Raw genomic sequence first — 12,211 nt, forward strand, 5'->3', positions numbered from 1 at the left:
GGCGATCTGCGAGATGCCCAGAATCATGTTGTTGCACACCTTGGCCGCCTGCCCGAGCCCCGGTCCGCCGCAATGCACGATGCGACGGCCCATCGATTCGAGAAGCGGCAGCGCGGCGGCGAACTCGGACTCGTCCCCGCCCACCATGAAGGCGAGCGTGGCGTTCTCGGCGCCCACGACGCCTCCCGAGACGGGCGCGTCGAGGCTGCGGTGGCCCGCCTCCTGCGCGAGCCGGTGAGCATCCTGCGCCTCGTCGACCGCGATCGTCGAGCAATCGATGAAAAGCGTGCCGGGCTTCGCGACGGCGAGCAGCCCGGGGGCCTCCGCCGACCCACGATACGCGTCGAGCACGTGCCGGCCGCCGGGAAACATCGTGATGACGACGTCGGCGGATGCCGCGGCATCCTGTCCCGAGGCGAGCATCTCGACACCGGTCGCGGTGGCGGCCTCGCGCGCCGCGGGCACGGGGTCGAAGCCGAGCACGCGGTGCCCGGCCTTGACGAGGTTGGCGGCCATCGGGCCGCCCATGTGGCCGAGCCCGAGGAAGGCGATGGTGGTCATGGCTGCTCCTTTGCGAACGGCATCGTCGGCGATGGGCCCTTCACCGACCGGCCGCGAGGAGGTCTCGGCCGACGACGAGCTTCATGATCTCGTTCGTGCCCTCGAGGATCTGGTGCACGCGCAGGTCGCGCACGACGCGCTCGATCCCATACTCCTGCAGGTACCCGTAGCCGCCGTGCAGCTGGAGAGCCGTGTTCGCCACGCCGAAGGCGGCATCCGTCGCGAACCGCTTCGCCATCGCGCACGCGACCGCGACATCGGCCGCATCCTCGTCCATCTTTCCCGCGGCGCGCTCCAGCAGCGCGCGAGCGGCCTGCAGCTCGGTCTCCATGTCGGCAAGGGTGAAGACGATCGACTGATTCGCCGAGAGCGGGGCGCCGAAAGCCTCGCGCTCCTGCACGTAGCGCAGCGCCTTGTCGAGGGCCCACTGGGCCCCGCCGAGCGAGCACGCGGCGATGTTCACGCGGCCGCCGTTGAGGCCCTTCATGGCGATGCCGAAGCCATCGCCCTCATCTCCGAGCAGGTGCGAGACCGGCACGCGCACGTCGTCGAAGATGACCTGGCGCGTGGGCTGCGCATTCCAGCCCATCTTCTTCTCGTTCGGGCCGAAGCCGAGGCCCGGGGTGTCGCCCGGAACGACGATCGCGCTGATGCCCTTCGGGCCAGGCTCCCCGGTGCGCGCCATCACCACGTAGACCGCGGAGGCGCCCGCGCCCGAGATGAACTGCTTCGTGCCGTTGAGCACGTAGTGGTCTCCGTCGAGCACGGCGGATGTCGTGATGGCACCGGCATCGGAGCCCGCGCCGGGCTCGGTGAGGCAGTAGCTGCCGAGATCCTCCATCGTGACCAGACGCGGCACCCAGCGCTCGCGCTGCTCGGTGGTGCCGTGGGCGTCGATCATCCACGCCACCATGTTGTGGATCGAGATGTAGGCGGCGATCGTCACATCGCCCTTCGCGAGCTCCTCGAAGATCGCGACGGCGTCGAGGCGCGAGAGGCCGGAGCCGCCGACATCCTCACCCACGTAGATGCCGCCGAGGCCCAGTTCTCCCGCTTCGCGGAGGGTGTCGACGGGAAAGTGCTTCTCGGCATCCCAGCGGGCGGCGTTCGGTGCAAGGGCGGCATCGGAGAAGTCGCGAACCGTCTCGACGAGGGCCGCGCGTTCGTCGGAGTATGTCGTGTACATGGTCAGTGCATCGTCGGGATAACGAAGCTCGCCCCTTCTTTTATGCCTGATGGCCATCGGCTCGTCACGGTCTTCGTCTTCGTGTAGAACCGGAACGCGTCCGGGCCGTGCTGGTTCAGGTCGCCGAAGCCGGACTTCTTCCAGCCGCCGAACGTGTGGTACGCGATGGGCACGGGGATCGGCACGTTGATGCCGACCATCCCGACCTCGACGCGGGCCGCGAAGTCGCGGGCGGCGTCGCCGTCGCGGGTGAAGATCGAGACGCCGTTGCCGTACTCGTGGTCGGTGGCCATCGCGAGCGCCCGCTCGTAGCTGGGCGCCCGGGCGATGATCAGCACGGGACCGAAGATCTCCTCGCGGTAGATGGTCATCTCGGCCGTGACGTCGTCGAACAGGGTGGGTCCGAGGTAGAAGCCGTTCTCGTAGCCGTCGACGGTGAGGCCGCGGCCGTCCGTCAGCAGGGTCGCCCCCTGGTTGACGCCCAGCTGGATGTAGTGCTCGACGCGCGCCTTCGCGTCGGCGCTGACGAGGGGACCGTAGTCGTTGCCCTGCTCGAGCGCGGGACCGACCTTGAGGTGCGAGACGCGCTCGGCGAGCTTCGCGGCGAGCGCGTCTCCGGTCTCCTTGCCGACGGGCACGGCGACCGAGATCGCCATGCAGCGCTCTCCGGCCGACCCGTACCCGGCGCCGATCAGCGCGTCGGCGACCTGGTCGAGGTCGGCGTCGGGCATCACGATCATGTGGTTCTTCGCACCGCCGAAGCACTGCGCCCGCTTGCCGTTCGCCGCTGCGGTCGAGTAGATGTACTGCGCGATCGGCGTGGAACCGACGAAGCCGACGGCCTTGACGCGGTCATCGTGCAGGATCGCGTCGACGGCCTCCTTGTCGCCGTTGACGACGTTGAACACCCCGGCGGGCAGACCCGCCTCGAGAAAGAGCTCCGCGATGCGCAACGGCACCGACGGGTCGCGCTCGCTCGGCTTGAGGAGAAAGGCGTTGCCGGCGGCGAGCGCGGGTCCCGCCTTCCACAGCGGGATCATGGCGGGGAAGTTGAACGGGGTGATGCCGGCCACGACGCCGAGGGGCTGGCGCATCGAATACACGTCGATGCCGCCACCGGCCCCGCTCGAGTACTCGCCCTTGAGCAGATGAGGGGCGCCGGCGGCGAACTCGATCACCTCGACGCCGCGCTGGATGTCGCCCTTGGCGTCGTCGATGGTCTTGCCGTGCTCGCTCGAGAGCAGCCGTGCCAGGCTGTCCATGTCCTTCGCGATCAGGTCGAGGAAGCGCAGCAGCACGCGCGAGCGCTTCTGCGCGTTCTGCGCACCCCACTCGCGCTGGGCCTCGGCCGCGACGCCGATCGCGGCCTCGACCTCGGCCGTGCCGGCGAGGGGAACGCGCGCCTGAACGGTGCCGACGCTGGGGTCGAAGACATCCCCGAAACGTCCCGACGTTCCCTTGACGTGCTTTCCGCCCACGAAATGGGTCAGCTCACGAGTCATTCTATCGACTCCTCCCATGCCCTCATTGGCACGATGGTCATTTTACCTGGACTTCCAACTATATCGCAGGACGACCACGAATTCGCCTGTTGGGCAGACGTTCACCCGGCGGTCATCGTCCCTCGCTACGAAAGGGTGCGGCACACTCCGTGCGACAGCCCGTGACCAGAGGACATCGATGCCTTCTCAATCCCCGCGCCGCGCCGTGCTCGCCGCCGCCGCATTGGCCGCGACGTGCGCGCTCGTCGCCGCACCCCTGACCGCGGCCTCCGCCGCGATCGTCGCTGACCCGATCACCTCCTCCGCCGACGACGCCGCGCTCGCGCTCGCGCCGATCGGCACCTTCGAGAGCGGGCTCTTCGACGAATCCGGCGCCGAAATCGTGGTCGCCCACGGCGCCCGCCTCTTCGTCGTCAACGCCCAGGCCGGCTCGGTCGGCGTGCTCGACTACTCCGACCCCGCCGCCATCACCGAGGAGTTCGCGCTCACCTCCGCCGGCGTCGCCAACTCCGTCGCGGTCCGCGCCGATGGTCTCGGCGTGATCGCCTTCGAGGCGCCGGTCAAGACCGACCCCGGCCACCTGGTGTTCTTCGACGCGAACGCCGCGGACGCGGCATCCGCCTATCTCGGCGAGGTCACCGTGGGAGCCCTGCCCGACATGGTCTCGATCTCGGCCGACGGCACCTACGCGGTCGTCGCGAACGAGGGCGAGCCCGCCGACGACTTCTCGATCGACCCGGAGGGCTCGGTCTCGATCGTCGGCCTTCCCAAGAAGGCCAAGCTCGGCAAGAAGCCGAAGGTCCCGACCCAGGCCGACGTCCGCACGGCGGACTTCCACGCGTTCGAAGGCGGGGCGCTCCCGGAGGACGTGCGCGTCTTCGGCCCGACCCCGCACGGCGACGACCTGCCCGTCAGCCGCAACCTCGAGCCCGAGTACATCGTCATCGACGGGGGCACGGCCTACGCGGCCCTGCAGGAGGCCAACGCGTTCGCCGTCATCGATCTCGACCAGGCCCTGGTCACCGACATCCTGCCCCTCGGCTTCAAGGATCTCGGCGTCCCCGGCAACGGCATCGACGGGAGCGACCGCGACCCCAACGGGTCACCGAGCGTCAACATCCAGACCTACCCGGGGCTCTTCGGCGTCTACATGCCCGACGGGCTGAACTCGTACCAGGCCGGCGGCGAGACCTACCTCGTCAGCGCGAACGAGGGCGATGCCCGCGAGTGGGGCGACTACGTCGAAGCCTCCCGCGTCAAGGATCTCGAGGACGACGGCTACGGCCCGGTCTGCGACAACCTGGCGGCGTACGAGGCGGATGCCGCGCTCGGCCGCCTGAACGTGACCCGCGAGCTCGGCTTCGACGAGGCCGCGGGCTGCTACGACGAGCTCTACGCCTTCGGCGGCCGGTCGTTCTCGATCTGGACGACCGCCGGCGAGCAGGTGTTCGACTCGGGCGACGCGTTCGAGCGCATCACCGCCGCGGCCAACCCCGCGTTCTTCAACTCGAACCACACGGAGTCGAACCTCGAGGGCCGCAGCGACGACAAGGGCCCCGAGCCCGAGAGCCTCGCGATCGGAACCCTCAGCGGCCGCACCTACGCCTTCATCGGCTTCGAGCGCGTCGGGGGCATCGCCGTCTTCGACATCACCGAGCCCGCGGCATCCACGTTCGTGACCTACATCAACAACCGCGACTTCTCGGTCTCGGTCGAAGACGCCGACGACCCGCTCGCCGTGCTCTCCGCGGCCGGCGACCTCGGCCCCGAAGGCCTCGTCTTCATCCCCGCGGAGGCCTCGGCCACCGGCGCGCCGCTCCTCGCGGTCGCGAACGAGGTGTCGGGCACGACGACCCTGTTCTCGATCACCGACGCCCTGGCTCTCGCGAACGTCGCGGCGCCCGTCGTGTCGGGCTCGCCCGACGTGGGCCGCACCCTCACGGCGACCCCGGGCGAATGGAGCGCCGATGGCCTGACCTTCGCCTTCCAGTGGCTGCGCGACGGCTCACCGATCGCCGGTGCGACGAAGGCCGACTACCGCGTGAAGACCGCCGACCAGGGGCACGCCCTCAGCGTGCGCGTCACGGCGACGGGACCGACCGGCGCCGCGTCCGCGGACAGCGACCCCGTCACCGCCCGCTACCTGTCGGCCGCGACGGCGACGACCGGCAAGGTGCTCGTATCGACGAAGGATGCCGTGTCGGTCAAGGTCAGCGTCTTCCCGGTCTCGGGGCCCAAGGCCACCGGCTCGGTCACCGTCGAGGTCGCGGGCAAGACGCTCACCGGCGAGCTCTCGGGCGGTGCGGTCACGGTGCCGGTCGGGACCCTGCCGCGCGGCATCCACCCGATCGTCGTCACCTACGCGGGTACCGAGACGATCTCTCCGGCCACGGGGTTCGGGCTCGTCGTCGTGCGCTGACCCGCGTTCCTGCGGGGCCGTGGGCGGGCGCTGCCCGCCCGTCGTCGGCGGGCGGGCCCGCGGTCAGAGGCGCTCGATGATCGTCGCGTTGGCGAGCCCGCCGCCCTCGCACATCGTCTGCAGCCCGTACCGCCCGCCGGTCGCCTCGAGGTGGGCGAGGAGCGTGCCGAGCAGCCTCGTGCCCGAGGAGCCGAGGGCGTGGCCGAGCGCGATCGCCCCGCCCCAGGGATTGAGCCTGGCGGGGTCGGCGCCGAGCTCGTGCGCCCACGCGAGGGGCACCGGGGCGAACGCCTCGTTGACCTCATAGGCGTCGATGTCGTCGATCGAGAGTCCGCTGCGCTCGAGGATGCGGCGCGTCGCCGGAATCGGACCCGTCAGCATGAAGAGCGGGTCATCGCCGACGACCGCGAAGGAGTGGAACCGCGCGCGTGGTGTGAGCCCCAACTCGGCGGCCTTCTCCTCGCTCATGATGAGGGCGGCGGATGCCCCGTCGGTGAGCGGCGAGGAGTTGCCCGGGGTGATGCGCCACTCGAGCTCGGGAAAGCGGGCGGCGAGCGCCTCGGTGTAGAACGAGGGCTTGAGCCCCGCGAGGCCCTCGGCCGTGGTCGCCGCGCGGATGGTCTCATCCATGGCCGGCCCCTGAGCCCGACCCGTCGCGAGGTGGCGCCGTCCTGAGCCTGCGCCGTCCTGAGCCTGTCGAAGGGTCGAAGGGTCGAAGGGTCGAACGGTCGTGCCCTCGACCTCGACCGGCACCACCTGTGAATCGAAGCGGCCCGCCGCCCAGGCATCCGCCGCCCGCCGATGCGACTCGGCGGAGAACGCGTCGAGCCGCTCGCGGGACAAGCCCCACTTGTGCGCGATCAGCTCGGCGGAGACGCCCTGATTCACGAGTCCCTCGGGGTAGCGCGCCCGCAGCCGCGGCGAGTTCGGCGTGCCGCCTGTGCCCGACGAGCCGAGCGGAACCCGGCTCATCGACTCGACGCCGCCGGCGATCACGATGTCATAGGCGCCCGCGATCACGCCCTGCGCGGCGAAATGCGCCGCCTGCTGGCTCGACCCGCACTGCCGGTCGATCGTCGTCGCCGGCACCGACTCGTCGAACCCCGCGGCGAGCACCGCGTTGCGGGCGATGTTCACGCTCTGATCCGACACCTGGCTGACGCATCCGAGGATCACGTCGTCGATCTGCCGGGATTCGAGCCCGTTGCGCTCGAGCACCGTGGCGAGAACGTGGGCCGCCAGGTCGACGGGATGCACGGCGCTCAGGGCACCCCCCGGCTTGCCGCGCCCCGAAGGTGTGCGGACGACGTCGACGACGACAGCGCTGGTGACCATGGCGGCTACTCCACGTGACGCTCGTCGACGCCGTTGTAGGCCGACAGCGGGCGGATGAGGGCGTTGGATGCCGCCTGCTCGATGATGTGCGCCGTCCACCCGGTGATGCGCGAGGCGACGAAGAGCGGCGTGAAGGTCAGGGTGTCGAAGCCCATCAGGTTGTACGCGGGGCCCGAGGGATAGTCGAGGTTCGGGTAGATCCCCTTGCGCGCAACGAATTGTTTCTCGAGCTCGGTGTACAGCGCCGCGAGGTCGCGCGCGTCGTAGTGCTCGACGAGCGTGTCGAGCGCGGCCTTCATCGTCGGCACTCGCGAGTCGCCGTGCTTGTAGACGCGGTGCCCGAAGCCCATGATCTTTCGCTTCTCCGCGAGAGCCGTATCGAGCCACGCCTCGACGGCTGCGGCCTCGCCGATCTCGTCGAAGATGTGCATGACCGCTTCGTTGGCGCCGCCGTGCAGCGGCCCCTTGAGCGCGCCGATCGCGCCGACGACCGCGGAGTGCAGGTCGGCGAGGGTGCTCGTGATCACGCGCGCGGTGAAGGTCGACGCGTTGAAGGAGTGCTCGGCGTACAGGATCATCGACACGTTGAACGCGTCGACCACGACGGGGTCGGGCTCTTCGCCGAAGCTCATGAACAAGAAGTTCGCCGAGTAGTCGAGGTCGTTGCGCGGAGCGATCACGTCCTGCCCGCGCCGCCGGCGCTGGTCGTAGGCGACGATCGCCGGCAGCTTCGCGAACAGCAGCATGCTCTTGCGCAGGTTCGCCTCGGGGGTCGCGCCTGCAGTGAGCCACGTCGACGTATCCGACTCTGGGTCGGACGCCCCGATCACCGAGACCGCGGTGCGCACGACATCCATCGGGTGAGACGTCAGCGGGATGAGATCGATCGCGGCCTTCACGTTGTCATCGAGACCGCGCTGTGAGCGCTCGACGCGGCGGAACTCCGCGAGCTCGTCGGCCGTCGGCAACTCGCCGTGCCACAGGAGGTATGCGACCGCCTCGAATGGCTGGGAGGCGGCGAGCTCCTGCACGGGATAGCCCCGGTAGAGCAGGCTGTTGGTGTCGGGGTTGACCTTGGAGACGGCCGTGTAGTCGACGACCACCCCGGCGAGGCCCTTCTTGATCTCGGTCTGCTCTGCCATGGCTCTATCCTTTCAGCGCGCGATCTCGAAGTTGAAGACGCTCGTGTCGAAGTGGTTGTAACCCTCGTAGTCGATGAGTTCGTAGAGGTCGGCGCGGTGCTGCATCTCGCCCAGCTTCGCGGTGAGGTGCCCCTCATCATTGAGCGTATCGAGCGCACGGCCCGCGGCGCCCATCGCCATCCGCAGCAGAGACACCGGCCAGATGACGATGTTGATGCCGACATCCGCCAGCTGCGCACTCGTGAAGAGCTCGCTCTTGCCGAACTCGGTCATGTTCGCGAGCAGGGGCACATCGAGCGCCTCCCGCATCGCGGCGAACTCGCGCAGGTCGCGCATCGCCTCGGGGAAGATCGCGTCGGCACCGGCATCCACCAGCGCCTTCGCGCGGTCGATCGCGGCATCCATCCCCTCGACGGCGCGGATGTCGGTGCGCGCCATGATCAGGAAGTTGGGATCGCGCCGCGCATCCGCGGCCGCCCGGATGCGCTTGATCGCGGTGCTCTCGTCGACGACCGCCTTGCCGTCGAGGTGGCCGCAGCGCTTCGGGTTGATCTGGTCCTCGATGTGCGTGCCGGCGAGGCCGGCGTCTTCGAGGGTCTGAATCGTGCGGGCGACGTTCATCGGCTCGCCGAAGCCGGTGTCGGCGTCGACGATGGCGGGCAGCTCGGTCATGCGGGCGATCTGCTGCGCGCGGCCGGCGACTTCGGTCAGCGTCGTCAGGCCGATGTCGGGCAGGCCGAGGTCGGCCGAGAGCACCGCGCCCGAGATGTAAACGCCGTCGAATCCCTTGCGCTCGATGAGGCGCGCGCTGAGCGGGTTGAAGGCACCGGGGAATCGCAGCAGCTCGCCGCTCGCGAGCCGCTCCCGGAAAAGGCGGCGCTTCTCGGCCGCAGGGGTCTGGGAGTACAGCATCAGAACAGCCTCCCGAGGCGTGCCGCGTTCAGGCTCCGCGGGGCTGGAGTCGCCGGCCGGGCTGCTGCCCACGCCCGGACGTGCCGTTCAGCCTGTATCCGGTACGGCGCGCGCATCAGAACAGCCCCTTCGGCGCCGGTGCGGCGGCGAGCACGCCGGTCTGCGCGACGATCGTGAGCTGCGCGACCTCTTCGGGCGAGAGCTCGGGAAGGCGCTGCACGAGCTCGAGGAACCGCTCGATCTCCTCGGGTGCGAGCACGGGCTCGGCCAGCATCCGGAACTTGCGGATGTAGTCCTCGCGCTCGAACGGCCGCGCCCCGAGGGGGTGCGCGTCGGCGACGGCGATCTCGTCGACGAGCTCGAGGCCGTCCGCGAAGCGGATGACGACGCGGCCGCCGAACGCCTTCTCGGCGGGATCGGTCGAGTGGTAGCGGCGGGTCCACTCCTCGTCTTCGGCGGTCGTGACGTTGTGCCAGAGGGCGACGGTATCGGGGCGGCCGGCGCGCTCCGGGGTATAGGAGTCGACGTGGTGCCACGTGCCGTCCTGCAGCGCGACGGTGAAGATGTACGGGATCGAGTGGTCGAGCGTCTCGCGGCTCGCTGTGGGGTCGTACTTCTGCGGGTCGTTCGCGCCCGAGCCGATCACGTAGTGCGTGTGGTGGCTGGTGTGCAGCGTGATCGATTCGATCTCCTGCCCCTCGGGTCCCTTTCCGTCGCGCAGATCGGGGTACTGGCCGTGCAGCTTTCGGGCGAGGTCGATCCAGGCCTGCGCCTGGTACTCGGCGGAGTGCTCCTTCGTGTACGAATCGAGGATCGCGCGCTTCGGCTCGCCCTCACCCGGAAGTGGCACCTCGTAAGCCGCCTCCGGGCCGTCGAGCATCCACGCGATGACCCCGTCTTCGCCTTCGTAGATGGGCGAGGGGCTGGTCTCGCCGCGCATCGCGCGGTCGACGGCTTCGACGGCCATCTTGCCGGCGAAGGCGGGCGCGTGCGCCTTCCACGTGGAGATCTCGCCCTTGCGGCTCTGCCGCGTCGCGGTGGTCGTGTGCAGGGCCTGTCCGACGGCCTGGAAGATGATCTCGGCATCGAGCCCCAGCAGCGTGCCGATGCCGGCGGCGGCCGAGGGGCCGAGGTGCGCGACGTGGTCGATCTTGTGCTTGTGCAGGCAGATCGCCTTGACGAGGTCGATCTGGATCTCGTAGCCGGTCGCAACGCCGCGCACGAGGGCGGCGCCGTCGGAGCCGACGTGCTGGGCGACCGCCAGGATCGGCGGGATGTTGTCGCCCGGATGCGAGTAGTCGGCGGCGAGGAAGGTGTCGTGATAGTCGAGCTCGCGCACGGCGACGCCGTTCGCCCAGGCCGCCCACTCGGGACTGGAGCGGCGCTCGAGCGCGCACCCGAAGATCGTCGCGCCCGCGCCACCGATCGATACCGCGTGGTCGAGGGCCTGCTGGCGGGCGGCACTGACGGGGGCGCGCGTGATGGATGCCGCGGCGACAGCGGCGTTGTCGATGAACCGGTTGATGATCATGTCGACGACGTCGGGTTCGACGTCGACGGGATCGGCGGCGATCTCGGCGATGCGCCAGGCGAGCTGCCCCTCGCGGGCGAGGTTCTCGTCGCTGCGGTGGACGCGGAGATGGTGGGGAACGGTCATGAAGGGCCTTTCGAGAGGGAATCGAGGATGTTCGTGAGCGCGTTGTGCAGATGCACGTGCGTGGCGTGGGCGGCGAGTTCGGGATCGCGCGCGGCGATCGCGGCTGCAATGAGGCGATGCTCGGCGACCGACTCGGCGAGGCGACCCGGGTTGTCGCGGGCGAGGCGGCGCACCCGTACGAGGTGCGTGCGCACGTTGCGCAGCGCGGAGGTCAGGTAGTCGTTCACGACTGCGGCATCGAGCGCGGCGTCGAAGCGCGCGATGAGCGCGTAGTAGGCGTCCCGTTCGCCCGCCCCTCCCAGCCCGACACGCGCGAGCTCATCGGCGAGCGTGGCGAAGGTCGCTGCATCCCCCCGCTCCGCGGCGAGCCGAGCGGCGGACTCCTCCAGCGCACGGCGCACCTCGAAGAGCTCGCGGATGTCGCCCGCGTCGATCCCGCTGACCACGAGCACGCGCGCGGACTGCTGTGCGACGAGGCCGTCCGCGCTGAGGCGTCCGAGGGCCTCGCGGAGCGGCGTTCGGCTGACGCCGAGTCGCGCCGCCTGCTCGACTTCGCCGAGCACCGCCCCAGGAGGGAGGAATCCGCTCTGAATCTCGTCGAGGAGGGTCGCGTAGGCGCGATCGCTTGCCCGCATGCTGACCTCCCTCGTTGCTCGGTCCGCAATCATTGTATACATAAAATCGCTCCGTGCCCGATTCGCCGGGCGTCCCACAGCCATACGTATACAAGCGCGCGAGTTCGCATTCTTCACAAATTCGCGAATCGAGCGTATTCTCGGCGGCATGACCACCGTCATCCACACCGCCGGCCTCGTCAAGCGCTACGGCCACGTCCGGGCCCTCGACGGCCTCGACCTGGAGGTCGCCGAAGGACAGGTGCACGGCTTCCTCGGCCCCAACGGTGCCGGCAAATCCACCACGATCCGCATCCTCCTCGGCCTCGCACGGGCGACAGCGGGCGAGGCATCCGTCTTCGGCAGCCAGCCATGGCGCGACGCCGTCACCCTGCACCGCCGCATCGCCTCGGTCCCGGGAGATGTCAGCGTCTGGCCCAATCTCTCCGGCGGCGAAGCCATCGACTTCCTCTCGCGACTGCGCGGCGCCTCGCGGCGCGACCCCGCGTACCGCGACGAGAAGGCCCGGCTCATGGAGGCCTTCCAGTTCGACCCGCGCAAGAAGGGCCGGGCGTACTCCAAGGGCAACCGGCAGAAGGTCGCGCTCATCGCCGCCTTCGCCGTGCCCGCCGACCTCTACATCCTCGATGAGCCGACGAGCGGACTCGACCCGCTGATGGAGGTCATGTTCCGGAGCGAGATCGCGCGAGTGCGTGCGGCCGGGGCCACCGTGCTGCTCTCGAGCCACATCCTCTCCGAGGTCGAGCAACTGTGCGACCGGGTGTCGATCATCCGCGCCGGCAGGATCGTGGAGTCGGGGACGCTGCCCGAGCTCCGCCACCTCACGCGCACGGAGGTGTCGTTCGAGGGGACGGATGCCGCG

10 protein-coding genes are annotated in these 12,211 nt (G+C 69.7%); 2 read left to right on the forward strand and 8 right to left on the reverse strand.

Annotated features, from left to right (window positions below):
* The 3 genes from VNT50_RS02205 to VNT50_RS02215 all read right to left on the reverse strand — a co-directional run.
* On the reverse strand, positions 1-561 hold a 561-nt coding region (locus VNT50_RS02205), incomplete at its 3' end, for an NAD(P)-dependent oxidoreductase (protein WP_325483473.1).
* 40 nt (positions 562-601) lie between these two features.
* Positions 602-1,747 (reverse strand): acyl-CoA dehydrogenase family protein, encoded by a 1,146-nt coding sequence (locus VNT50_RS02210; RefSeq protein WP_325483474.1) that lies wholly within the window; start codon positions 1,745-1,747, stop codon positions 602-604.
* Between the two features lie 2 nt (positions 1,748-1,749).
* Positions 1,750-3,249, reverse strand: a complete 1,500-nt coding sequence (locus VNT50_RS02215; protein WP_325483475.1) for a CoA-acylating methylmalonate-semialdehyde dehydrogenase — start codon at positions 3,247-3,249, stop codon at positions 1,750-1,752.
* Between the two features lie 178 nt (positions 3,250-3,427).
* Between VNT50_RS02215 and VNT50_RS02220 the strand changes: the two genes are divergently transcribed.
* Positions 3,428-5,668: a choice-of-anchor I family protein gene (locus VNT50_RS02220; RefSeq protein WP_325483476.1), complete on the forward strand. Its 2,241-nt coding sequence runs from the start codon at positions 3,428-3,430 to the stop codon at positions 5,666-5,668.
* Between the two features lie 63 nt (positions 5,669-5,731).
* Here the strand turns inward: VNT50_RS02220 and VNT50_RS02225 are convergent, their stop codons facing one another.
* The 5 genes from VNT50_RS02225 to VNT50_RS02245 form a co-directional block, all read right to left on the reverse strand.
* Complete coding sequence (locus tag VNT50_RS02225; protein ID WP_325483477.1) at positions 5,732-7,003, reverse strand: thiolase family protein; 1,272 nt, start codon at positions 7,001-7,003, stop codon at positions 5,732-5,734.
* 5 nt (positions 7,004-7,008) lie between these two features.
* Positions 7,009-8,145 (reverse strand): bifunctional 2-methylcitrate synthase/citrate synthase, encoded by a 1,137-nt coding sequence (locus VNT50_RS02230; protein WP_325483478.1) that lies wholly within the window; start codon positions 8,143-8,145, stop codon positions 7,009-7,011.
* A 12-nt stretch (positions 8,146-8,157) separates the two neighbouring features.
* Entirely contained in the window at positions 8,158-9,057 is a 900-nt protein-coding gene (gene prpB, locus VNT50_RS02235) for a methylisocitrate lyase (protein ID WP_325483479.1), read from the reverse strand.
* 115 nt (positions 9,058-9,172) lie between these two features.
* Complete coding sequence (locus VNT50_RS02240) at positions 9,173-10,714, reverse strand: MmgE/PrpD family protein (RefSeq protein WP_325483480.1); 1,542 nt, start codon at positions 10,712-10,714, stop codon at positions 9,173-9,175.
* Positions 10,711-11,349, reverse strand: coding sequence for a GntR family transcriptional regulator (locus VNT50_RS02245; RefSeq protein ID WP_325483481.1), 639 nt, complete (start codon positions 11,347-11,349; stop codon positions 10,711-10,713). Before VNT50_RS02245 ends, VNT50_RS02240 begins: the two co-directional genes overlap by 4 nt.
* A gap of 148 nt (positions 11,350-11,497) precedes the next feature.
* Between VNT50_RS02245 and VNT50_RS02250 the strand changes: the two genes are divergently transcribed.
* Positions 11,498-12,211 (forward strand): ABC transporter ATP-binding protein (locus VNT50_RS02250; protein WP_325483482.1); only part of this gene is annotated, 714 nt, incomplete at its 3' end.

Source organism: Microbacterium sp., from assembly GCF_035554235.1.
GTDB lineage: Bacteria > Actinomycetota > Actinomycetes > Actinomycetales > Microbacteriaceae > Microbacterium.